Genomic DNA, 24,696 nt, shown 5'->3' with positions numbered 1-24,696 from the left:
TACCAATACACTATTTATAAAAACAAGAAAAAACCTACTTACAGCAGTAGGCACCTATCTTTATTGTATTCATTTTTCATATATTTGTCATCTAAACGAAACGTACATCCGATAGACATCTGCTAAAAACTGCTGAAATTTAATACCTTGTTTCCCTAATACATTCTCAGGATCAATCTTTCTAGCTGGATCAAGCGTTTTATGTGACACGATATCTTTTTTCGGATTTAAGCCAAAGTTTTGGCATAAATACGCATGATACCATGTAAAACGATTATATGCTTCCCAAAAGTTAACATCACCACCATAACAAAGTTCCACTCCAATGGCCGCCTTATTCGCGTCATAGCCATATAAGTCATTATCCGTCGGCACACCATATCGAACATGATACGCAACTTCATTTATAGGAATAATCTCCAATATTGTTTTATCATCTATAAATGTATGCGCCGAAGCTTTCGGTTGTAATTCATTAAAGTAATCTCGATTCCCTATCGCATTGCTTCCAGGATTCCCCGTATCATGGCTTACAATAAATCTCACTTTAGTCAGAGGAATCCCCGGTCGTGAACTTCCATATCCAATATAGTTGCGCTCTATAGGAAACATCGCCATTGCTACCAACTCCCGCTCTAGAAGATTACCTTACTTCCTTATATATGTATTCGGTAGCAATGTCCTTATCGCATATTTCTTACGCGAAGAGAAAATCGAAAATATTTGAAGTGAACACCATAAACAACAAGATACTTACAGCCACTCCATAAAAACCGTAAAACCAAACACAATCTTCTTTCGTATCTAAACCGAAAAATTTATTTACCGATTGTAATAATGTGCCACGCTTGCTTTGTTTGTTTCGTAATACTTCCACTCGCTCTACAACATCTGCTGGCATCATAAATCTTTGGTCTACTGTCATTTTCATCATTTATCTCTCCTTAAAATCATTTCCGTTTTGTTTATCTAAGGAGAGTATAGCACGTTTGTTCGTATAGAACAAGCGTTCTTTTTATTTTTATTTTATTTTATTTTTCAGCAAGCCAAGTAAAAATCGAGATTACAACGGCAATAATCGGCCCTACTACAACCACACCAAATACCAAAAACAGTAGCCCTTCCCCGAACATCCGAACGGTACTTATTTTTCGAGCTTTCATCGTTCTTGCAAGTTCTCCCTCTAACCTCTTAACCTTCTCTTCTAATTGTTCTACTCGTTCCAGCATTTCATTCTCCATATACAACACCTCATTTAATACTTCAACAAAAAAACGTGATTCCCTCGAAAGGAAATCACGTTTTCTCAAGATATAATATTTTATACCCAACCTCTGAAGCGGCTTGCTTCAGCCATTTTACGAACACCAACCATGTACGCCGCTAAGCGCATGTTCACTTTACGAACTTGTGCTGTTTCATAAATAGAATCAAATGATCTTACCATTACTTTTTCTAAACGTTGTTCTACTTCTTCTTCAGTCCAGTAGTAACCTTGGTTGTTTTGTACCCACTCAAAGTAAGATACTGTTACACCACCAGCACTTGCTAACACGTCTGGAACAAGCAAAATTCCGCGATCTGTTAAAATTTTAGTCGCTTCTAATGTTGTTGGACCATTTGCAGCTTCAACAACGATTTTTGCTTTAATATCATTAGCATTTTCTTCTGTAATTTGGTTCTCAATTGCAGCTGGTACTAAAATATCGCAATCAAGTTCTAACAATTCTTTGTTTGAAATTGTATTGTTAAATAGCTTTGTTACTGTACCGAAGCTATCACGACGGTCTAATAAATAATCAATATCTAATCCGTTTGGATCATGTAACGCGCCGTAAGCATCTGAGATTGCAATAACTTTCGCACCTGCATCATGCATAAATTTAGCTAAGAAGCTACCAGCATTACCGAATCCTTGAACAACAACGCGTGCACCCTTAATATCAATGCCACGTTTTTTAGCAGCTTCGCGAATACAAATTGTTACACCTTTCGCTGTTGCTGTTTCACGTCCATGTGATCCACCTAATACAAGCGGTTTACCTGTAATAAATCCTGGTGAATTAAACTCATCAATACGGCTATACTCATCCATCATCCACGCCATAATTTGAGAGTTTGTGAATACATCTGGAGCTGGAATATCTTTCGTCGGACCTACGATTTGGCTAATTGCTCGTACATAACCGCGGCTTAATCTTTCTAACTCACGGAATGACATTTCACGTGGATCACAGATAATTCCACCCTTACCTCCACCATATGGTAAATCAACAATACCACATTTTAAACTCATCCAGATTGAAAGTGCTTTCACTTCATTTTCTGTTACATTCGGATGGAAGCGAATTCCACCTTTCGTTGGACCAACAGCATCATTATGTTGCGCACGATATCCTGTAAATATTTTAACAGTCCCGTCATCCATACGAACTGGTATTTTCACTGTCATCATACGAATTGGTTCTTTTAATAATTCATATACTTCGTTTGGATAACCCAATTTTTCTAACGCTTCACTAATAACAATTTGTGTTGAATTCAATAGTTCAAAATGTTGTTCCCTTTGTTGTTGTGTTTTTGTTTGAGTTCCCTTTTCGGCTACCATAGTAAGTAAACCCCCTGTAATTTCACTTGTTTAGTAAACCTTCATTGCCTAGTATACACCCTTAAATTTGGAATGCAATAGAAAACGCTAACAAATATATACAAACTATTTTCTGTTGCAAGCGTTTTCACTATTATTATAGTCCTTTTATTACTTTTAGAAAAGTAAAATACTTAAATATTTAAATATTTTTTATTTTCATCAACCACACTCCCATAAAACTGCATATTTTATTTTCAAAAAGTATGTTCGAGTATTTACAATCATCCCTTCCCTTCTCCAAATAAAAACAAAACCTCAGCTATGTTGTATTAGCTGAGGTTTTGTTTTTTCACAAAGTAATTGTGTATTTGTTCTATCGCGTTAACATCCATTAATTCTTTACCGTACTCCATGATGCGATAAATGGTTGCTGTAGACGGATTACCGTATTCCGCTAAAATAGCTATAAAATCCGCCTTTAACAATTGAATTTGTTCCTCTTCTTCCACCCAAAGATAGAAGCGCTCATCCCACGTATATAGCTTTCCGCCAGTTACACCAAGGTTATATAAGCGATTCGACAGGTTAATTACGTCATCTAGAGTAGCAAACTCATATAATATATGCTCACTTTCATCTAGAGTCACTTGCATTTCAATAAACTCGTCACGGAACTCATCATCTGTATCCATTTCTTGATTTTCTTTCGTTACAATTACAACCATCCCTTGTGCTTGTAGAGAAAACACTTCAACTGCAATCGGACCATCTGCTTCAAACCCTAATTCCTTGTTTGCTTCTTGCATCATATCACGAAATAATTGCTGTACTTTCGGTGCATTTCTCCATAAATCTTCTTTCGTTAATCCTCGTTCAGATAAATCATCAAATGTTAGAAAAATTTTTATCTTATTGTAATTTAATCGTTCCAGCCTCATCTCATACCCTCCCTACGTAACCAATGCATCTAATTTTTATTATATGAAATAGAAAATAGATGGTTCTTTTCGAACAACTATTCCGACATTTTTAACCATCCATCCCATTCTTCTTTCGTATCACCAATTAAGATTGTTTCAATGTCCAACTGGTTTAGAACGCCTAGCTTTCCGATAAATCCAACAGAAAGAGATTCCCTTTTTTCTTGTAATACATTTATAAAGTTCATCGTCTTTTTCATTTCTTGTTCGTCAGCAAAAGATATAAATACATATTTCGGCTGTATTTCCTCTACCGCTGATAACATACCATCTTCAGCTAAGCTTGTCCTAATATATATCGCCTCATATCCTTTTAAGCGTAAATAAGTTGAAAAAATAAATCCTTTCAATGCATCCTTTTCTAACACAATAACTTTGTGTAAAGAGGAAAACATTGAGGCATTGTGATACACCATCCCTAGACGCGTTTGTAAAAATGATAGTGCATATTGAAATTGCACCATTGAAATCTCATTATTATTTTTTGACGTTAATAATTTGTCTGTCACTCGAAGAACGATACTGGCAACAACCTTTTCTGTTGAATATATACTAAAAGCTTCGTTTAATAATGCAGCAATTGTAATTTCATCAAATTTTAACAAAGCTTGTAGCAAATCGTCCACTAAAACAACTTCTTTATCGAAATGTATCTCTTTTTGAACTGTACTCTGCAAACGATTCTCTTCTAATAACTGAACTGCTTGTCCAATCATCATACCGGAAGAAACTTTTTCCATTAACCATTTTAAAATTTGAATATGCTCTTCTGTATATAAGCGATGCCCAGCTTGATTCCGCTTTGGGGCAATAATTTGATATCGTCTTTCCCATGCACGAAGCGTACTCGGCTGAACTCCAATTATATTCGAAACGGCTTTTATATTATATTTCCCACTAAGAGTTGGCATCATTTCCCTCCGCACAATGTAATGATATGTGTTTGAGCAGGTGCTCGGAAACGAAGTGGTATCAATGTTGTTCCATACCCATTACTAACAAAGAGAATCGTATTCAAATGGTTATATACGCCACCTTTTAAATATTTTTTAGATGGGAATAATCGGATTTGTCCTCCATGCGTATGTCCACTTAACACAAGTGAAATCTGTTCATTTCCAGACATTTTTTTTATTATATCAGGGTTGTGACTAACTAGGATACGAAAACCATCTTCTTTACAATCCGCCAATGCCAAATCTAGACGATCACGGTGCAATCCAACATCATCTATACCGAGCAAACAAATTTTCTCTCCTAATTCAGACTCAAATACCACTCTTGTATTATCTAAAACTTTTACGTTATTTTCTAATAATAACGCATCTAATTCATGATATTCTATCTCATAATCATTGTTTCCCCACACAAAATATACAGGACCTATCTCTCTTAACTTTTGAATATTCGCAGAGATTTTTGATAAAGAGACACCTTTCTCTGCTAAATCTCCTCCGATAATTACGAGATCTACTTTTCCTTTTACTTGTTCAATTAACAAATTCGAAATGACCCTTCTATGAATATCAGAAATAAAAAACACATTTACTTTTTGAAAACTTTTCGGAAATTCTTTAAATACTAAAGTATGTTCCAACACCGTATTACGCATCGCTTCTTTATACATCACAAAAAGTAATAAAATCCCCATGCCTATGAGAGTACTGAATAATATAATCCATATCATATTTTTGACTCCCTCCTCATAAAGATAATCCTAGGCTTTTATAACAAACTGTGATCGCTTAACTCGCTAGCTTTCTTGCTTTGTGGACTTATCTTTTATCGGAATTTTTAATTCTTGACCCGCACTCACTTCATCTTCTTGCAAGTTATTATACTTTTTAATTACTTCAATTCCATTTCCATCTGAAAAATATTGCTTCGCTATACTTTCTAAAGTTTCTCCCTCTTTCACAGTATGCGTTATTACTTTTTCAGAATGTTTCTGCGACTCAGATTTAGCTGAATCAAAGAAGATTACTTCAAACGCACTTTTTCCAGCATTATTACTATCACCCTTCACCTGAATATATTTATCCGTGTACCACAAAATACTAATCGGCAGCAGAATGAATAGAAATGTTAAAACCCGGACGAAAATGTGATTTATTTTAAACTTTTGTTTTTTCTCTTTATTTCTATGAATTTCACTACGCGGCGGTAAACTTTCTTTTTCTTCCACTCGCTCAACTTCTAATTCCTCTTCAAAATCAGGAATTCGTTTCCTCATGTTGTTCACCACCACCTTCCATTTATTTTCTTAATTGGAGTCCCATTATAAAATCAACAAGAAAGTGTGCAAAGATTGTTATAAACAAATTTCCTGTCCATTCAAATACATAACCAAAGACAAAACTAATGAAACAGACGAAACAAAACAAAAATGGCTTTGTTATATAACGAATATGTAACACTGCAAATACGAAGCTCGCAATTACAATTCCAAAATGAGTCTGTACTACACCTCTAAATAAAAATTCTTCTGCAAAACCAATCAAGAACGTAATAACGAGTAAGTGTAGAACGGACATTCCTCGAAACATCTTATCGTTAATACCACCATCATCAAACCAAGACTCCGGAAACACTCGCATTGCAACATAATCTAATAACACAATACCAATCGCTAACAAACCACCTATAATAAGTATAGATACTGGTTCCCATTTCCATAAATTAAAGACTTCTTTTACATCTTGAAATAATATATATGCCAGTAAACAGCCAATACCGATAATAATTAACTGTGTTATATATAGATTCAGCCTTATTTCCTGCGGACTCATATCTTCAACATTATGCCTTTGAATGTTCATCATTCCCCCATCTTTTCTAGGCCGAAAAGCTTTTGTAACTCTGTTTCCCAATTATAGTCGAAATCCGATTGTTGCGCTCGTCTTTTTTTATAATCTTCTTTGGTAATACCGCAATAATCGCAGCAATTAATTAACTCTTGCTCTTTCCTATAACCGAACTGTTGCAGCACATATTCACGTCTACACCCTTTAACTTGTATCCATGACTTCATATTTTCTAGCTCACTATATTTATTACGCAACCTTATTTCTACTTCAGCTATTAATCGGTTCATGATTTCATCTGACAAACCTTCTAATAATAATCTTCGTTGTTGTATAATTCCAACCTGTTCGAGATGATAACGAACGAAACGCCAATATTGCTCATTAAATCTTGCTGCATTATAACAAATTTCTTCTACATCTTCTATTGGTAATTCCTTCGTTTGAAACATTCTTTCTTGTAGTAAAGAAAATAAAAATTGTATTTGTGACTTACTTGGCAATTCATCCTCAATGATTGAAATTGGTAAATCATGATCCAACGGACTACATAATAAAATAGCTATACTCGGTTCGCCATCTCTTCCAGCTCTTCCGATTTCTTGTAAGTAAGAGGCTATATTAGTTGGATAATGAAAATGAATAATATATCGCGTATTCGCCTTATTTACCCCCATACCAAATGCACTTGTGCATATTACAAGTTGCAATTGATCGTTCATAAACTGCTGTTGAATTAACATACGCTCTTCATGTTCCATACCACCATGATAAAAAGCTACACCAGTAACACCTTTCCCTCTCAAGTATTCCGTTAACCTTTCTGTCCACGCTCTACTTGAGCAATATACAATCCCCGGCCCTTGTAAATACATCACCTGCTCTAAAAGCGCCTCTTTCTTTTCTTCTATCGTCTCTACAAATTGCACATCCATTGCAATATTAGGACGATCAATAGAGTATACATGTTCCGCGGCATCCTTTAAATTTAAACTATCTGCGATATCCTGCAGTACCCCTTTTGTCGCTGTGGCTGTCAATGCTAATACTGTAGGAGAACCAATATTTTCAATAACTACATTTAGTTTTTTATAGTCCGGTCTAAAATCATAACCCCATTGAGAAATACAATGAGCCTCATCAACAACAAATAATGAAATATGAATTTTCTTCAATTCCCTAATTAATAACTCCGACTGCAACATCTCTGGTGAAACAAAAATAAATTTATATGAAGATAATTTTTTCATCGCTTCTCTTTTTTCATTTAATGTCCGAAAACTATTAAATGCTATCACTCGGTTTTTCACAACATACTTTAATTGTGTCACTTGATCTTCCATTAAAGATAATAACGGTGATACAACAAGCACTGTTCCTTCTCGCATAAGCCCCGGAAACTGATAGCACATAGATTTCCCTCTTCCAGTCGGAAGCATTGCTATCACATCTTTTCCTTCTAATAAATCTGTAATTACTCCTTTTTGACCTGGACGAAATTCAGAATATCCAAACCACTTATATAAATATTCTTCAAGTTTCATTTACACCCTCCATCCGCGCTAATACAAGACGAACTTCAAAATAAGAGATATCTTCTCCAACCGCTTGTTTCAAAACACGTAACTTCCGCGTTTGCAATGCTTCAATTACTTTTATTACTTTGTCTATCTTTTCTTTTTCCATAAACATTTCAATAGAAAAATCTTTTTCTCGCAAAGCAATTTCAACAAAATGATCTTCTATCGTTGCAACCTTTAAATTCCGAATCGTCGCTATTTCTTCTAAAGAACGTCCTTGTCTCCAAAAATTATATGTTTTTTTCGTGGATAAACTAAATAATTCAGCTCTCTCATTTGGATAAGATATAATTTCAGCTAATAGTGGAAATTCATTTTCTTTATCACGAACTTCTTGTATAAAGAAATGTATTGTACCCCAAAATAAAAAATACACCCTGAATATATCTTGTTTCGTAATTTCTGCTAATTGTTGCAATGTACAACCAATGCGTTCATAACCTGTTAATCGATATGTTACAATCGTCGCTTCTATCGCATTACTCTTTTCTAAAAGATTATGTACTTCCGTCCATAGTTTTCTCGCCAACTCACTTCTCTTATATGGCCTTCCTGTTAGAAAACGTTTCACCCACATCATTATTTCTGTATCTTGCTGAATTGGAATAAACCTCGTATTATTCTGTTGTAAATTTGATATGGTTTGAATAATTAATGATAATCTTTTCCAAAATGTTTCACCTAATTCACCATAATGTAGACCATGCAAATGCGCCGGAAAAGCATAAACTTCCTCCCATTTATGTAACTGCATTTTACCCGTAGGTGTTAACACATATGTATTTTCATGTATTTCTTGAATAAAATCCGCTTGCAACAACTTTGCAACTTCACCATCATAGTCATTTCTATTTAATGATTTATATATTCCGAACAAAAAAGAAATTCGGAACATATTTCCATCTTGTAAAGTTTGCGAAGAACGTTTGCCCTTTAGTAAATAATAAATAGAAGAAACGGTTCTTTCACCATTCAATTGTTTTAAACAATGCAACAAAGTATATTGTATTTGCATGACCGCTTCCACCTTCCAATCTTAACTTCATTCTTTTCAGTACAATTACACTATCTACTGTCGCTCATTAAACTTATCATATAAGAACTATATACTTGTATATATTCTATTGTATCAAACGAAATCATATTTACGTATTTTGAAAATCTTATGACATAATTCAAAAATAAGTTGACACTCTAATTGATAAGCATTATCATTATAATTTTATGTTGAAAAGTTTTACAAACCGTTTTACAATAAGGTTATAATTTTTATGGCGAGCTTTTCACATACATATTATCAGGAGGGAAAAAAGATGGCAAAATATACAATCGTTGATAAAGATACTTGTATTGCATGTGGTGCTTGTGGCGCTGCTGCACCAGACATTTATGACTATGATGATGAAGGTATTGCATTTGTAACATTAGATGATAACCAAGGTATCGTTGAAATTCCAGATGTATTAATTGAAGATATGATGGATGCATTCGAAGGCTGTCCAACTGACTCAATTAAAGTTGCTGACGAATCATTCGACGGAGACGCTTTAAAATTCGAATAGTCTTTTATTAACTTCAAAAAATGCCCCTCATATTGATGAGGGGCATTTTTTGTATCTAAACTTTATTTTCCTTAATAAAAAACCATTAGTAGTTTCACACTACTAATGGTTTTAGTATATATTATGCATTTTTCATTTTTGCAAACACCCATACTTTCAGGCGTGAGAATAATGCTACAAATACAATTGTTACAACAATCCCTTTAATTAAATTAAATGGTAAGATTGCCGTTACAACCGTTGTTTTTATAGCTTCGCTAGACATAGCTGGTGAATTTAAAAACCAAGTGTACGCCGGGAATATGATGATGTAGTTTAATACACTCATAATAAGTGCCATTGTAATTGTCCCTAGCATTAATCCTGTAGTTAAACTCTTCACAGTACGATACTTTCTAAATAAGAAAGCTGCTGGCCCAATAAATAAACATCCTGCAATAAAGTTTGCAATTTCTCCAACTGGTACTCCCGTTAGACTTCCTTGAATCCCGTAATGTAAAATGTTCTTTATCGCCTCTACAATCACTCCTGCTACTGGTCCAAAGATAATTGCCGCAATTAGAGCTGGTACATCACTAAAATCAATTTTCAAAAATGGCGGAAGCCCTGGGAACGGGAAATCCAACATCATTAGTAAATATGCAATACTACTTAGCATCGCTACACTCACCATCTGCACTACACTGTTTTTTTGTTTCATCTTTCTCTCTCCTTTTCCATCGATCATCTCATGGAAAGTGGAAAGGTTCTGCTATGCCTATTTTTTCATAGAACGAAAAAACCCTTTGTGTTTTACACAAAGGGAGAATTTAAGGCACATCAAACAGACGTTCAAATCCATATCTTTTTTGAACGCTTGAACCTCCATCTTCTCCCATCCAGACTATACTGTCGGCTTTGGAATCACACCAAATCCTGCCTTAACGGCTCGCGGGCTTAGAACAAAATCATAAATAGTTCATCACCGCCGGTCGGGATTTTCACCCTGCCCCGAAGATAGACCGATATTCTATTTTCCCCTTCATTATACAACAACCTCATAACATTGTGAACTAAAAAATTGTAACTTATTTAAAATTAGTTATTTATTTTTCGTAACAAAAAAATAAATTGCGAGATATTTTACAATACAATCCATATTTTTTATTATTCGGCATTTCTCTTTTGAATTACCTAGTCATATATAATTAAAAGTGATAAGATATTGAATTGTTAAGATAAGAACATTTTCTGAGTTATGGAGGAAATGTCATGAAAAAAGACAAGAGACATTCTATTCGAGAAGCAATGAAAAAAAACTTAAGAAAAGAATACTTTTACTTAAAAAAAGAATTACTTTTCTACTGCCCAATTGATTTAGGCACATTCTCAAACGAGACATACTATGCTACTTTCGATGAAGATGGCATCAGTATTTATCAGTATGATAAAAAAACAGAAAGTAAATTAAAATTGTGTGAGCGTCATCCGTGGAAGAGTTGGAATAAAGTGAAGATTGATCACTATTTGACAACTTCTCAATTTATTTTTCAGGGTGAGCGAAATTGGATCTTATCTCTTTTTCAAAAAGGAAAAGAAGCTCAAAAAATTATTGAAGAGCATACATCTTTACAAACAGAAGTTGTTTCCCGCTCTTTCTTAAAAAAACTTCCTGGTTTTCGTTCTAATACACCACTGAATAAATACATCGGTAGTATTTGTTACACTGCACTTATTGCATTTTTATTAAAATGGATGATTCCATTTCAAGCACCACAAATCGCCCTGTATTCTATTTCGATTGGTTGTATGCTTCTTGGCCTACTTTGTTTGACAATCGGTTTAATTGAACCGACTATCGTACTGTTTCGAACAAAAGAGAAAACAAGAACAAAAGTTTTTTACTTATATAGCTATTTAGCTATTTCTGGATTTATATGTGTCTTTATTTTTTGGTAAAAGAAGCCGTCCCAAAATAAATTTTGGGACGGTTTTCTTTTAGATATAGATGCTCTGATTCACTCAATAGTTCTAGCAAAAGCGCCCATATAATTTCATTTACATTGAATCTTATTTAAGAAGAACATAAATTTGTTCAAAGTTTAATTTTTGAGGCGTTTCCTTTACTTAACATATAATTGTTGATTAGGATAAATTAGCTCTTGCTGCAATCCATTTTTTTCTTTAATTTCCTTAAGTGTCATACTAAATTTCCGTGCAATACTAACTAAAGTATCGCCTTTTTGTACGACATATAATGACGAAGAAACAACTTCATTTCTTTGTTCACTTAAAACAAGCAATGGGTTCATCGCATTCTTTTTCGCCATCGTCCATCTTCCTTGATGAAGTTCTAGATGTAAGTGCGCACCTCGCGATTCTCCCGTGTTCCCTACTTCTCCAATTTTTTCTCCTTTGGAAATATAATCTCCTTGATTCACATATCTCTTATTTAAATGTGCATATACAGCCTCATATTCTCCGTGTTTAATAAATACAACATTTCCATAACTACTTGAATAATAAGACCTCGTTACCTTACCATCTTGGATAGCTGCCACAGGCGTTCCAATCGGCGCAGCTACATCAATACCATAGTGTTTTCCATGCCTTGTCCCAAAATAATCACTTATCTGACCTTCAACAGGCCATGTCCATCGATTTTCTTCTGCATAAACATGTAATTGAGATACAAACAGTATACTCAATAACATGACACCGCATTTTAAAACTTTCATATACATCCTCCGTTTTCTAATTACCACCATACCTTCTCTATTTTGGTATATTACAGAAAAAAGTATACAAAAAAAGAAAGTGAATTACTCCACTTCCTTCTCTTTTTTATCAAGAAAAACTAATGCACTACGGTTATACTCCACATCTTTCACTTGTAATCGGGCATTTATTACTCGAGCTATCGCAAACAAATAATCAGATAATCTATTTACATACTTTAATACAACTTCATTTATTTTCACTTCTTTTTGCAATGATACTATAGAGCGTTCTGCTCTCCTTACAACAGTACGTGCAATATGAATAGTAGCCGCCGCCTCGCTACCACCTGGCAAAATAAAGCGTTCTAGTGGCGGGGCTTCTTCTATATATAAATCAATCTTTCTTTCTAAACTTTCAACCATCTCAATTGTCACTTTATAAGGAATTTTTTGTTCCACTATTGCCAAGTCTCCTCCACAATCAAATAGTTCATGTTGAATATTTTCGAGCTCATTGTAAATATCTATAAAAGCCCCACCTTGAAGCTTAGTCATTGCATATCCAATATGAGAATTTGCCTCGTCTATTGTTCCATACGCTTCCACACGGATATCATCTTTATCAACCCTGCCACCTATTACACTTGTCGTTCCTTTATCTCCTGTTTTTGTATATAATTTCATTTCTTCACAGCACCTCTCTTGTTATTCTTTATTCGAGCAACATAGAAAAAAGTTCTACCATTCTTTATTTAATTGAGTTTACAAAAAAATAAAAAACAGCAGAACTTTATTCATTATCAACTTTAAAAACGCATATCTAAATTATACGATTCGGTAAATATACAGAGAATGTAGTTCCTTCTCCAACAACACTTGATACAGAAATTTTACCATCATGGCCTTGAACAATATTTTTCGCAATCGCAAGCCCGAGTCCTGTTCCACCCTTTTTCCCACGTGTTCTTGCTTTATCAGCTTTATAGAAACGATCAAATAAAAATGGAATATCTTCTTCTGGAATGCCTGCACCCGAATCTTGTACTTCAAAAATAAGACCGTTATTTTTCGTATCAATTACAAGCGTTACATGTCCGCCTGCATTCGTATGACGTATTGCGTTATCAATTAAATTCGTCAATACTTGTTCCATACGATCTGCATCAAACGGGTATTGTTCAATTGGATCTTTGAAATCAACCGTTAACGCGACCTCTTTATCCTTTGCAATCCCTTGGAATTTACGACCAATTTTTTCAACAAACGGATGTATATCCACTTCACCAATATGTAACTCTACATGACCGCTTTCCATACGAGCTAAATCTAACAATTCATTTACAAGTTTACCTAAACGAACAGATTCATCATAAATAATTTGAACAAACTCATCTATTTCCTCTTTCGTTTGCACAATATCATCTAAAATCGCTTCACTATACCCTTGCAGCATGACCATTGGTGTACGAAGTTCATGTGATACATTCGCAATAAAATCTTGACGCATCTTTTCAAGACGACGTTCTTCCGTCATATCTCGCAGCACTGCTACAGCTCCACGAATTTTCGTTTGATTGTAAAGCGGCGTCATAAGAACTACATAGTTTCCTTTTTGTAAATTAATTTCAACAACTTGTTGTTGTTCGCTTTCTACAACGAGATGGAATAATTCCACAAGTTCAGAAGGTAATTTTTTACTTAACTCTATCTCTTTTTCTTCTTGCCAAACTTGTAAGAAATGTTCGGCCGGCGGATTGATTACAACGACTTCACCTTCTTGATTTAACGTAATAACCCCATCTGCCATACTACTCAAAATACTTGCTAACTGCTCTTTTTCTTGTTGCAAGGCGTTCATATTAAACTTCAACTGTTTTCCCATTTGATTTAAGGCCGTTGCAAGCTCACCAATCTCATCCTGAGATACCATAGGAGCCTTTGCATCAAACTTCCCACGTGACACTTCAAAAGCAACCTCACGCATTTTACGAAGCGGTGCTGTAATCCGAGTAGATAAGAAGAACGCAAAGAAAGTTGTTAATATAATCGCAATTCCAGCCGATAAGAAAATAAAATCAGTTGTTCTTTCCATACCTTGTATCGGTACTTGTAAAGATTCATATACGAACACTGCACTTTGATTTTTTGATTGCACTGGTTTTCCGACGATCATAATATCATTTTCGGTGTTTTTATTCTTCCTACTATTAGACGCTTTTCTAATATTATTCTTAATTTCTTTTTTGTCTGTAAACACAGCCGCTAATTCTTTATCTTCTTTTAAGTCATCCATTGTAAGAGTGACTAACCCTTCTTGTTTCGGTGAAGAAGAGATTTCTTTACCATCTTCTACAATAATAATCCTTGAGAGTGGGTCAGAGAATTTGTAAGCGATATTCTCAATCGTTTTTACATCGGCACCTTCTTCAATTAACTCTGAAACACTTGTTGCAACTTTTTGAAGCCTAGCTTCACTCATATCAACATAATACGTTCTAAAAAACTGTGAAAGTAAAATCGCAACAAATCCAAGAACAAACGAAACGAGAAGTAATATGGTCATCCATAACTTCCCTACTACACTTCTCCAAAGCATCAGTCGTTCACAACCTCAAATTTGTAACCTACACCCCAAACAGTAACGATCATTTTCGCTGCATCTGGTGATTTTTTGCTTAACTTCTCACGTAAACGCTTTACATGTGTATCAACTGTACGTAAATCTCCGAAGAATTCATATTGCCATACTTCTTTTAACAGTTGCTCACGATCGAATACTTTATCAGGAGCTTTCGCTAAAAATAATAGTAACTCATATTCTTTCGGCGTTAAGTTTACTTCATTACCATCTGCAGTAACACGGTGTGCATCGTTATCAATTGTTAAGTGCGGGAATACAGTAACATCTTTTGTCGTTGTATCTTGTGTAAAGAATGTTGTTGGTACAGCACGACGTAATACCGCTTTCACACGTAGTACGACCTCACGTGGACTAAATGGCTTTACAATATAATCATCTGTTCCAACTTCAAATCCTTGTACTCTATTTACTTCTTCACCTTTTGCTGTCAGCATAATAATTGGTGTCGCTTTCTTCTCACGAACCCCTTTACATACTTCAATGCCATCTTTACCAGGCATCATAAGATCTAATAAGATTAAATCGTAATCATTTTGCAACGCCATTTCTAAAGCTGTATCACCATTATCTGCTTCTTCAATCGTATATTGTTCTCTTTCTAAGTACATTTTCAATAAACGACGAATACGATCCTCATCATCTACAATTAAAATTCTTGATTCATTTTCCATCTCTACCCGCTGCGCACTCTCACCTCAGCGGTTCACACCTACCCTTCTTTAACTATTATGTTGCGCTATTCTCGTTTATTTAAGCAATCTTCTAAATGTTTCACTTCCCATATTATGCTTCACAAGAATAATAAATTTTGTTCAATTTTTTTCCAAAACTATGTATTTTTTTTGAACAGCATATAATGTCCTCGACATCATTTTACAAAATCAACCGCTACTTTGTCATGTTTTTCTCAAAAAAGAAGAAAAGTTGACAAAAATAAAATAGGAAAGTGACATGCACTCCCCTATTTTATTTCTCTATGCATATGAATGTAAACCGGCAATAATTAAGTTTACTACAATAAAGTTAAACATAATGATTGCAAAACCAATTACTGCAAGCCAAGCTGACTTCTCTCCATGCCATCCTTTTGATAGGCGTAAATGTAATACTGCCGCATAAAAGAGCCAAGTGATAAGTGCCCAAACCTCTTTTGGATCCCAACCCCAAAAACGTGTCCACGCTATTTGTGCCCAAATCATCGCAAAAATTAATGCACCTAATGTGAACACTGGGAATCCAATTGCAATAGATCGATATCCGATTTCATCTAGTAAATCACTATTCGTATTCTTTACTAACGGCTGAAGTGCCGCCGATACTCGCTTCCGTAAAACAAGTCTTAATACAATATACAGTAATGTTCCAACTAACACTGACCAAATAACAGTATTTAATTTTTTCGCATTTACAATCGCTGGAACTTCAACTGCCGGTTCTAATTTATTTTCTGTCAGTAACTTCCCTTCGTGCGGTCCAACTAAAGCCGGAAGATTGTATTTCATTTCCACTTGTTGTTCATTTTTATCAATCCATTGAAACTTCGCTTCATATTTCATACTAGAAAATACCGTTGTTACTCCAATAAATCCAACTGTACAAACAAGTGTAAATACTACCGTCTCTAGCCAAAATGTACGTTTACTTCTCGTCGATTGATCTACATTTTTCAATAAATACATAACACCTGTAATAAAACTAATCGCTAAAATGGCTTGTCCTGCTGCTGCCGTCGTCACGTGAATATGTAACCAATTACTTTTTAAAGATGGAATAAGCGGAGATATTTCCCTCGGAAACATACTTGCATAGGCAATTAATAAAAGCGCAACTGGTAATGCAAATAGTCCGATTATGCTTACACGGTACATAAAATACATGACAATAAATGCTCCTACAAGCATCATGCCGAAAAATGTACCGAATTCAAAAAAGTTACTAACTGGCGCATGTCCTGATGCAATCCACCTTGTAACAAAATATACTGTTTGTGCAATAAACCCTAAAATTGTAATCGTTATTCCTACATTTGCCCATTTATGACCCTTTTCTTTAATTGCTCCCCCGAAAAATAGAGTGGCAATTAAATATAAAATAAATGCGGTAAAGAGAAAGTTACTACTTATTTGCACCATATCGTTTCCCCACCTTAACTAATTTTTTTATCAATTACTTTATCATTTGGCTGTGGAATTGCTGTACCTTCTAGTACTCTTTCAATATCTTTCTTTAAACCGAACCAATTTTTATTTGTATGCCCTGCAATCCACCATTCATCATTAACACGTTGTATCCAAATACGGCGATGATTCCAATACATACCTTGAATGACACCAACCATAAATATAAATCCTCCAATGCCGAGAATCCAAAGCGTTAAATCTTTTCTTACAGTAAGTGCTGTTGCATTTTGCATTTCAACACCTGCAAACGACATTTTATATTTGTTGTTTCCATCTGGTTCTATATTTTGCTGAATACCAACAAAACTCACTTCACCATCTGGTGTTTCAGGTGTAAACATTTTAAATACAAATGCAGGATTGTTTGGTAATTTCGTTTTTGTATTTGGTTTTCCATTCTCATCAAAATAAAAATCAGGAAAATAGCTTAATAGTTCTAGAGAATAACCATTTCCTAAATCATATTTTTCCTTAGGATTCGTTAAATCTACTTTAATTGGTCCCCACTTTTGATTATTTTCTTTATTTTGCAAGTTAAAGGACATACTTTTAAATTCACTTTCTTTATAATCCACTTGATACACTGCAAATTGATCAAATTTCAGTGGTTCATTCACTCGAATTTCCGCTTCTTTTACTTTTTCTAATTTCGGTTTTTGTCCTGCTATATTTTCTCCTACCGCTTTATATAATACGGCATTCGTTTGGAAGTTTTTCGCAATCATTTTATCGCCTACACGATCAATCGCTTCATCAAAAACTTCCTTGTCCTTACTTTTATCATAAACTTCTTTTATAAATTTCTCGTTTTTTAAGTAGTATTGTCCATCCGTCCCTGGTATTTCTTTCGTTTCACCGTCACGTAACCAAAGTACTTCGTCTACGTACATACTCGGTAAAAAACGAAGCATCGCACCGAATAAAAAGATAATAAGACCGATATGATTTACATATGGACCCCAACGCGAGAAGCGTCCCTTTTCTGCTAAAACGTTTCCGTCTTCCACTTTCACGTTATAGTTTCTTTTCTTTAAATTCTCTTGCACTCTTTCCAGGTCACCTTCTTGCGGTGTACCAGTCCCATATAATCTCTGTCTCTTTAAAAAACTAGGATGTCTTTTTACGCCTTGCTTTTTTAAAGCTTTATAAAGTGGAATAACGCGGTCTAAACTACATATCACAAGTGAAATACCGATAGAAGCAATCAAAATCATATACCACCATGAACCGTATAAATTATTAAACCCTAATTGATAGTATAATTGTCCTAAAAATCCGTATTCTTGTTTATAATATTCAGCTGGTGCAATACCTGGAGTTATGTACATTTCTTGCGGAAAAATAGTTCCTATCGCTGATGCAGCTAAAGTTATTACGATTAGCCATACACCTACTTTTACAGAAGAGAAAAAGCTCCAAATTTTATCGACTATCGTTTTTGTCTGCGTGAGAGATCTCCGTGCACTCCCCTCATAGCGCATATCCAATAGTTTTGCATTTTCATTGCTTTCAAATGGTTTCCCGCAAGCTTCACAAAAAACGGTTCCTATCGGATTAACATGTCCACATTCACATTTAATTTCTTTCAACACTCTCACCGCCCCTGTATCTATATGTACTATTGTATATTCTAACCTCAAGTTACCGCAATACTCAGAATTTTTAAACCAGAGGCACTATAAACACGCACCCCTTATGTAAAGGCTTTCTTTATTACGGAGTAATTTTCTTTAAATACCCTTCTAACTGTTCTTTCGTTTGTTCCCCTATAATTTGCTCCACTACTTTTCCATCTTTATCAATCAAAAAGCTTGTCGGTAAAGGACCTACTCCATATGTTCCTATAATCTTTTGTCCTTTATCAATGGCAACTGGGAATTTCAAACCATATTGGTTCACAAAGTTCTTTACTGCAATATCCGTTTCATCTGCATCTAACGCTATGATTTCAACGCCTTTTTCTTTATACTTTGGATATAATTCATTCATATAAGGCATTTCTTTTTCACAAGGTTTACACCACGTGCCCCAAAAGTTTAAAAATACACCTTTTCCCTTTAAATCTTTTAGTTCAATTTTCTTTCCTTCTAAATCCGTCACAATAAAGTTAGGTGCTTCTTTTCCGATTTGCATTTTCTCTTTATTAGCAAAGAATCCTTGATAAAGGGTAAATCCTACAGCACCACATAAAATGAGTAGAATAATAACGCGAAATAATAAGCGATTTTTCTTCATATTACCTCTCCTCTCCTCGGCAAGTGTTATGTATTATCTTCTGTAAATGTTGTATTGAATAAATCACCAGCAGAGCACTCCACTGGTGAATTTTTAACTCTATAGCTTATCTTGGCTTTGTAGAAGCAAGCGCGCGTAATTGTTTCACCTCATGTGGTGTCAATTCTCTCGCATCACCAGGTCGCAGGCTTCCTACTTCTAAGAAAGCATAACGTTCACGTTTTAATTTCACTACTTTACAGTCTAACGCTTCAAACATACGACGTACTTGACGATTACGTCCTTCATGAATTGTTAATTGTACAATAGCCATCTCTTTACGCTTGTCCCAAGAAATAATTTTCACACGTGCTGGTGCTGTTTTACCGTCTTCTAACGTAACACCGCGTTCTAACATGCGAATTTTCTCACCTGTTAATGGCCCTTTTATTTTTGCAACATATGTTTTTTCAACTTTATATCTAGGATGCATTAATACGTTTGCGAAGTCCCCATCGTTTGTCATTAATAATACGCCAGACGTATCATAATCTAAGCGTCCGATTGGGAATAAACGTTGTGTAATTTCCGGGAAAAAGTCCGTTACAACACTTCTTCCTTTATCGTCTGATACACTTGAAATTACGCCAGTTGGTTTATATAGTAAAAAATAAACAGGTTCTTCTTTTTCAAGAGGGATATTATTTACTTCTACTTTATCTTGAGGAGTTACTTTTGTCCCTAACTCTTTCACTATTTTTCCATTAACTTTCACTTTTCCTTGCTGAATTAATTCCTCAGCCTTTCTTCTCGATGCAATACCTGCTTGCGCAATCACTTTTTGTAATCGTTCCATTTCTTTTTTTCACCTCGAATTTATCTTACCTTACATTAGAAAGACTTGGCAACCGCATACGCTTTACGGCTATTCGCTTCATCTTACTTAAACAACATAGCGATGATAATAAACATATAAAGGTCAAATCATGTTTTTACCCTTTATTATTGTCCATATTTTTCATATTTCTCACAATAAAAGTTCATCATTTTGTCAAAAATACCACATAAAAAAACCACTATTAAGCTACACCTTAATAGTGGTCGTATACGTATTATAAGCGAAATAGCGTAAAAAATGAATAGTATTACTGAAACAATAAAGAAACGAACACAATTGAGCATATAATCCCGATTAAATCTGCAAAAAGCCCTACTTTTAGTGCATCCCCCATTTTTCTAATCCCAACCGCTCCAAAATATACAGTTAAAATATAGAAAGTCGTATCTGTGCTCCCTTGCATCGTAGAAGCCAATCTCCCAATAAACGAATCTGGCCCATATGTTGCAATTAAATCGGTCGTAATACTTAAACCAGCAGATCCTGAAATAGGGCGTATAAGTGCTAAGGGTACAATTTCTGCTGGAACATGGATCAAATCTAACATTGGCTTCATTACCGATATCATTGCATCTAACGCACCTGAAGACCGGAATATAGAAATAGACACAAGCATTCCAACCATAAACGGTAAGATGGAAATTGCAATTTGAATCCCTTCTTTTCCTCCCTCAACGAACGATTCATACGTCGGCACTTTCTTTATTGTGCCATATAAAAGGATAAAACCAATTACACAAGGGATTACCCATAAGGAAATTGTATTTACAATGCTCATTTTTTCCGCCCCTTTCTACTCCTTCTTCGGTAAAAATAGCGGTCAATCCAAATTGCCCCAATCATAGAAAGTACTTGTGCAATAAATGTTACCCCAACAATTTCAGTAGGATTCGCTGATTCATACGTCATTCGAATGGAAATGACTGTCGTAGGAATTAATGTAATAGCTGATGTATTTAATGCTAGAAACGTCACCATAGAACGGCTCGCCGAATCCTTTCCTCCATTTAACTCTTTCAGTTGTTCCATCGCTTTAATACCAAGAGGGGTCGCTGCATTACCTAGACCAAAAAAGTTTGCCATCATATTTGATAGAATAAATCCCATAGACGGATGATCCTTTGGTATTTCTGGAAACAACCTTTTTACTATCGGCATAAAAAGTGTAACTAATTTTTTTAACAATCCGGCTTCCTCTGCAATTTTCATTAAACCGAGCCAAAATACTAAAACACTAATAAGTCCTATACAAATCGTTACCGCATCTTTTGCTCCGTCAAATACAGCTTTATTCACTTCTTCCATCGTTCCATTTATCATGGCGTATACAATCCCAATGACAGCCATCGCTACCCATACGAGATTAACCATCGTTCCCAACACCTATCATGTAAGAAAAAATTTCTTTCACATTATTCCAGTAAAGTCCCGTTGTAGCTACTAACTTTCGTTTACTATAAAATAAATTCCGTTCTCCAACTTTTTCATTACCAACATAAATGTCTGTCTTCCCAACCTTTACTCCATCCGTAAGTTTTGTACTTTTATCGAGTTCAACTTTTAATACTACGTTCTTTTTTTCTTCTTCAGTTAACGGTACCGAAAAACTATTTTTCGTATAAACATGGTTGGCATACTTCTTTTCATTTATTTCAGCAATTGCTCCTTGTCCTAAAACTTTCGTTTGTTTGAAACGGTCAAAACCTTTATCAAACAAATTCATATGATCATCCCAATCACTAGAGGCACTCAAAGTTACGACAATTAAATCTAGTCCACCTTTTGATGCCGTTGTAACAAGCGTTCGCCCAGCTTTCTTCGTAAAGCCTGTTTTTCCCCCTGTTGCAAATTCATAATAAGACGTTACCAGCTTATGTTTATTTTTCCATGGGTAATCCCAAGAATCTGATTTATATGTTTTGGTTCCAAAGATTTTCTTAAATGTCTCGTTTCCCATTGCATATTTCGTTAATAATGCCATATCGTAAGCCGACGAATAATGTGATCCATCTCCATCTAAGCCATGAGGGTTTGAGAAGTGCGTATCTTTCATTCCAATTTCTTTCGCTTTTTGATTCATTAAATATACGAATCCATCTATACTCCCACCCACACTTTCAGCAATTACTTGCGCTGCGTCATTACCAGATCTAAGCATGAGTCCGTATACTAAATCTTCTAACTTCACTTTTTGTCCAGGCTTTAAATAGATTGCCGATCCTTCCACCCTCACCGCTTCATTACTAACTGATACCATTTCTTTCATCTTCCCTGATTCAGCAGCTAATAAGGCGGTCATAATTTTTGTTATACTAGCAATTTTTTGAGGCTCATGTTCTGCCTTTCCGTATAATACACGACCAGACTGTTGCTCCATTAATACAGCATTTCGAGCACTAACATTGCTGTTCATCTTTGCATATGTAGGAATCGGCATAACGCTTGCATACATCATAAGAAGCGTAATGATTACACAAATTCGTCTCATATTTCCCCCCACGTCCTTTTGGCACTTTTTGTACAAGTGTATGCTTGGCCTTTTAAAATATGAACGAAATCTTCCTTCTACTTCCATTAAAAAAGACGCAGAGAATTTGCGTCTAATATGGTGTCCATTCAATTTGTTTCGCAGTTTCAAACCTTTTTTCTACATCAGGCCAATTTACAACATTCCACCAGTTTTTAATATATTCATCTTTTCGATTTTGGTATTGTAAATAATACGCATGTTCCCAGACATCTAGTACAAGGAGCGGTATCGTATCCCATTGTGTAAATAATTGATGAAGTGTACTTTGCAAAATTTCTAACCTTCCAGACCGGGGTACCCAAACGAGAATTGCCCAGCCTGAACCTTCTACTTTAGAGGCTGCTTCTGTAAAATGTTTTTGGAAACGTAAAAAGCTCCCAAAATCTTGTTCAATTTGTTGTGAAAAAGTTCCTCTTGGACTTCCACCACCGTCTTTTTTCATGTTATTCCAAAATATCGTGTGTAAGTAATGACCTGACCCATGAAAAGCCGCTTCCCTTTCCCAATGCTTAATTAAATCAAATTTATTTGTTTTTCTCGCTTCTTCCATCATCTTCTCTGCTTTATTTAATCCTTCCACGTAACTCCGATGATGTTTATCATGATGTAACATCATAATCTCTTTAGAAATATACGGTTCTAACGCATTATATGGATAAGGTAATGGCGGGAGTGTATGTCCTCCAATTGGGACAGCTCGTTCACTATCCCCTCTTTCATATAATTCATATTCCTCTTCTTCTTGCATAAATACTTCCTGCAAGTGATGCTGAATATGTTCTACATCATCGCTTATTTCATACATAAACTCTGCATCTGTTTCATACTCATGCTCTTTCATACGCTCTAATAACGTCTGAATTTTATAAGCAAGCATATGGACATCATACACTTCCATTGCGCGACTATCTAATACGTGAAGAACACTTTCACACCAATTTTCTACTTCATGAAAGTAATCTGTAAATACACCTTGCTGATTCATGTTGCACCTCCCTAATGCTATCCACTTAACTATATTCAATGAAAATCCCTTATATAACTGTACAAAAGGAAAAGAAGCTAAGTCACCTTAGCTTCTTTTCCTCAATCAATATTTGTGTAACATCTTTGTCTGATAATCCGTCTCATAATATTCTAGTTCTTCACGCATCAATTGAAATTTACCTTCTAAACTCTTCATCACTTGCTCTAAAGATGCAGGTGGTGTTTGTTGAAAAACGATAGAATTTTTCCCTGTATATGCAGACCGACTATTTTCATACCAATGATCACTCTTCGGTGAAAAAAACTCTGCAATTACTTGATGGTAAATCTTATATAAAATTTTTTCAGCTGCTGTTTTTCGAAATGGCTGGCTATTCAACAAAACAAAACATGCATCCTGTCCTTCTTCGCAAAAAACGAGAAGTCGTCTCATTGATGCTAATAACCCTTTATAATATCGCTCATTCCCTGCTGGTGTTTCCTCTAATAAAGAAGGTAACGTATGATAATTTACATAATTGGTTATCAAATTAATAGCATCTTCTAAAAATATAGAAACTTGTTCTGTTTGATTTTCAACCATCAAATTAGACATTTTTTCTCTCTCCTTTGCCATTTCACGCTATTTCTACTCTTTTATTTTTATGTAATTCAGCCAATATTTCTTGTACTTTCGACACCGTTCCCTCATCAAAATATTGTTGAAATTCTTCCATATTATTTAAATACAAACGTTTTTGCGCACGAAGCTCCTTATCTTTCATTAAACAACATATCGCTACAATATCGCGCAAATATATGTTTTGTTCTTCTACTTTATACACTGGATTTCCTTCAAAAGGAGTAATTTCTTGTAAAACTTCTTCAAAATATCGAACGTATAAAACCGAAAAAGTTTTCTCTTTACCATTTAATATATATGTCACTTCAGATCTGTTAAAAAAATCCTCTGATGTATTAGGTTTCGCTTTTTCTAACTCATATCCTACGTAACCTTTTATAATCATATACTCCCCTCCCCTTTCTGTCAT

General features: G+C 34.9%; 28 protein-coding genes and 1 riboswitch. Of the genes, 2 read left to right on the top strand and 26 right to left on the bottom strand.

The annotated features are described in order from the left end of the window. Positions 1-87: 87 nt before the first annotated feature. From DN399_RS07370 to DN399_RS07320, 11 genes are all read right to left on the bottom strand, one after another. The gene (locus DN399_RS07370) at positions 88-618 is read right to left on the bottom strand and encodes a peptidoglycan recognition protein family protein (protein WP_001240655.1); all 531 of its coding nucleotides are present in this window, start codon (positions 616-618) and stop codon (positions 88-90) included. A 79-nt stretch (positions 619-697) separates the two neighbouring features. After that, positions 698-934, bottom strand: a complete 237-nt coding sequence (locus DN399_RS07365; protein WP_001983018.1) for a DUF3961 domain-containing protein — start codon at positions 932-934, stop codon at positions 698-700. Between the two features lie 97 nt (positions 935-1,031). After that, on the bottom strand, positions 1,032-1,241 hold the full coding sequence (locus DN399_RS07360) for a hypothetical protein (RefSeq protein ID WP_000426763.1): 210 nt from the start codon (positions 1,239-1,241) through the stop codon (positions 1,032-1,034). Between the two features lie 80 nt (positions 1,242-1,321). Further along, complete coding sequence (gene gudB / locus DN399_RS07355) at positions 1,322-2,608, bottom strand: NAD-specific glutamate dehydrogenase (protein WP_000225173.1); 1,287 nt, start codon at positions 2,606-2,608, stop codon at positions 1,322-1,324. 311 nt (positions 2,609-2,919) lie between these two features. Beyond that, a complete protein-coding gene (locus DN399_RS07350) occupies positions 2,920-3,528 on the bottom strand; it encodes a genetic competence negative regulator (protein WP_001235402.1) in 609 nt (202 codons plus the stop codon). Positions 3,529-3,605: 77 nt separating this feature from the next. After that, positions 3,606-4,481 (bottom strand): MerR family transcriptional regulator, encoded by an 876-nt coding sequence (locus DN399_RS07345; RefSeq protein WP_025709291.1) that lies wholly within the window; start codon positions 4,479-4,481, stop codon positions 3,606-3,608. Beyond that, positions 4,481-5,257, bottom strand: a complete 777-nt coding sequence (locus tag DN399_RS07340; RefSeq protein WP_000637791.1) for a metallophosphoesterase — start codon at positions 5,255-5,257, stop codon at positions 4,481-4,483. The genes DN399_RS07345 and DN399_RS07340 overlap by 1 nt, the downstream gene beginning before the upstream one ends. 66 nt (positions 5,258-5,323) lie before the next feature. Beyond that, positions 5,324-5,803 carry a LysM peptidoglycan-binding domain-containing protein gene (locus tag DN399_RS07335; RefSeq protein ID WP_001231553.1) on the bottom strand — a complete coding sequence of 160 codons (480 nt, stop codon included), beginning with the start codon at positions 5,801-5,803 and terminating at the stop codon, positions 5,324-5,326. Between the two features lie 22 nt (positions 5,804-5,825). Further along, positions 5,826-6,389, bottom strand: a complete 564-nt coding sequence (locus DN399_RS07330; RefSeq protein ID WP_001025780.1) for a CPBP family intramembrane glutamic endopeptidase — start codon at positions 6,387-6,389, stop codon at positions 5,826-5,828. Next, positions 6,389-7,918, bottom strand: coding sequence for an ATP-dependent DNA helicase RecQ (gene recQ, locus DN399_RS07325; protein WP_006924450.1), 1,530 nt, complete (start codon positions 7,916-7,918; stop codon positions 6,389-6,391). Before recQ ends, DN399_RS07330 begins: the two co-directional genes overlap by 1 nt. Next, positions 7,908-8,969: a YpbB family protein gene (locus DN399_RS07320; RefSeq protein WP_001167004.1), complete on the bottom strand. Its 1,062-nt coding sequence runs from the start codon at positions 8,967-8,969 to the stop codon at positions 7,908-7,910. Before DN399_RS07320 ends, recQ begins: the two co-directional genes overlap by 11 nt. Positions 8,970-9,267: 298 nt before the next feature. Between DN399_RS07320 and DN399_RS07315 the strand changes: the two genes are divergently transcribed. Further along, positions 9,268-9,516, top strand: a complete 249-nt coding sequence (locus tag DN399_RS07315) for a ferredoxin (protein ID WP_001151993.1) — start codon at positions 9,268-9,270, stop codon at positions 9,514-9,516. Between the two features lie 121 nt (positions 9,517-9,637). On the opposite strand, the gene DN399_RS07310 is transcribed toward DN399_RS07315, so the two are convergent. Next, entirely contained in the window at positions 9,638-10,216 is a 579-nt protein-coding gene (locus DN399_RS07310) for an ECF transporter S component (protein ID WP_000810855.1), read from the bottom strand. 162 nt (positions 10,217-10,378) lie between these two features. After that, positions 10,379-10,518, bottom strand: a riboswitch (FMN riboswitch). Between the two features lie 249 nt (positions 10,519-10,767). Between DN399_RS07310 and DN399_RS07305 the strand changes: the two genes are divergently transcribed. Next, on the top strand, positions 10,768-11,454 hold the full coding sequence (locus tag DN399_RS07305) for a hypothetical protein (protein ID WP_000710837.1): 687 nt from the start codon (positions 10,768-10,770) through the stop codon (positions 11,452-11,454). A gap of 164 nt (positions 11,455-11,618) precedes the next feature. Here DN399_RS07305 and DN399_RS07300 read toward each other — a convergent pair whose 3' ends face one another. The 14 genes from DN399_RS07300 to DN399_RS07235 form a co-directional block, all read right to left on the bottom strand. After that, on the bottom strand, positions 11,619-12,233 hold the full coding sequence (locus DN399_RS07300; RefSeq protein WP_000866119.1) for a peptidoglycan DD-metalloendopeptidase family protein: 615 nt from the start codon (positions 12,231-12,233) through the stop codon (positions 11,619-11,621). Between the two features lie 84 nt (positions 12,234-12,317). Then, complete coding sequence (locus DN399_RS07295; protein WP_149149427.1) at positions 12,318-12,899, bottom strand: cob(I)yrinic acid a,c-diamide adenosyltransferase; 582 nt, start codon at positions 12,897-12,899, stop codon at positions 12,318-12,320. A 136-nt stretch (positions 12,900-13,035) separates the two neighbouring features. Next, on the bottom strand, positions 13,036-14,811 hold the full coding sequence (gene resE, locus DN399_RS07290; protein WP_000964673.1) for a sensor histidine kinase ResE: 1,776 nt from the start codon (positions 14,809-14,811) through the stop codon (positions 13,036-13,038). Next, a complete protein-coding gene (resD, locus tag DN399_RS07285) occupies positions 14,811-15,527 on the bottom strand; it encodes a DNA-binding response regulator ResD (RefSeq protein ID WP_000426861.1) in 717 nt (238 codons plus the stop codon). The genes resE and resD overlap by 1 nt, the downstream gene beginning before the upstream one ends. Positions 15,528-15,830: 303 nt before the next feature. Further along, a complete protein-coding gene (gene resC / locus DN399_RS07280; protein WP_000250083.1) occupies positions 15,831-16,988 on the bottom strand; it encodes a cytochrome c biogenesis protein ResC in 1,158 nt (385 codons plus the stop codon). A 14-nt stretch (positions 16,989-17,002) separates the two neighbouring features. Further along, positions 17,003-18,628, bottom strand: a complete 1,626-nt coding sequence (gene resB / locus DN399_RS07275; protein ID WP_149149426.1) for a cytochrome c biogenesis protein ResB — start codon at positions 18,626-18,628, stop codon at positions 17,003-17,005. A gap of 121 nt (positions 18,629-18,749) precedes the next feature. Beyond that, positions 18,750-19,271 (bottom strand): thiol-disulfide oxidoreductase ResA, encoded by a 522-nt coding sequence (gene resA / locus DN399_RS07270; RefSeq protein ID WP_000742192.1) that lies wholly within the window; start codon positions 19,269-19,271, stop codon positions 18,750-18,752. A gap of 106 nt (positions 19,272-19,377) precedes the next feature. After that, positions 19,378-20,106: a 23S rRNA pseudouridine(2605) synthase RluB gene (gene rluB / locus DN399_RS07265; RefSeq protein ID WP_000440556.1), complete on the bottom strand. Its 729-nt coding sequence runs from the start codon at positions 20,104-20,106 to the stop codon at positions 19,378-19,380. A gap of 289 nt (positions 20,107-20,395) precedes the next feature. Beyond that, complete coding sequence (spmB, locus tag DN399_RS07260) at positions 20,396-20,926, bottom strand: spore maturation protein SpmB (RefSeq protein ID WP_000029514.1); 531 nt, start codon at positions 20,924-20,926, stop codon at positions 20,396-20,398. Continuing rightward, positions 20,923-21,519: a spore maturation protein SpmA gene (spmA, locus tag DN399_RS07255; RefSeq protein WP_000247811.1), complete on the bottom strand. Its 597-nt coding sequence runs from the start codon at positions 21,517-21,519 to the stop codon at positions 20,923-20,925. Before spmA ends, spmB begins: the two co-directional genes overlap by 4 nt. After that, a complete protein-coding gene (gene dacB, locus DN399_RS07250) occupies positions 21,512-22,636 on the bottom strand; it encodes a D-alanyl-D-alanine carboxypeptidase DacB (RefSeq protein ID WP_001252638.1) in 1,125 nt (374 codons plus the stop codon). The genes spmA and dacB overlap by 8 nt, the downstream gene beginning before the upstream one ends. Positions 22,637-22,748: 112 nt before the next feature. Next, positions 22,749-23,663 (bottom strand): superoxide dismutase, encoded by a 915-nt coding sequence (locus tag DN399_RS07245; RefSeq protein ID WP_001075741.1) that lies wholly within the window; start codon positions 23,661-23,663, stop codon positions 22,749-22,751. A gap of 105 nt (positions 23,664-23,768) precedes the next feature. Continuing rightward, entirely contained in the window at positions 23,769-24,260 is a 492-nt protein-coding gene (locus DN399_RS07240; protein WP_000067557.1) for a YpuI family protein, read from the bottom strand. Positions 24,261-24,282: 22 nt separating this feature from the next. Further along, complete coding sequence (locus DN399_RS07235) at positions 24,283-24,672, bottom strand: hypothetical protein (protein ID WP_000584362.1); 390 nt, start codon at positions 24,670-24,672, stop codon at positions 24,283-24,285. Between the last annotated feature and the right edge of the window lie 24 nt (positions 24,673-24,696).

The organism is Bacillus sp. AR4-2 (genome assembly GCF_008274865.1).
Classification (GTDB): Bacteria; Bacillota; Bacilli; order Bacillales; family Bacillaceae_G; genus Bacillus_A; species Bacillus_A cereus.
The sequence above is the reverse complement of the archived record's forward strand: the minus strand, read 5'-3'. Positions and strand labels throughout refer to the sequence as shown.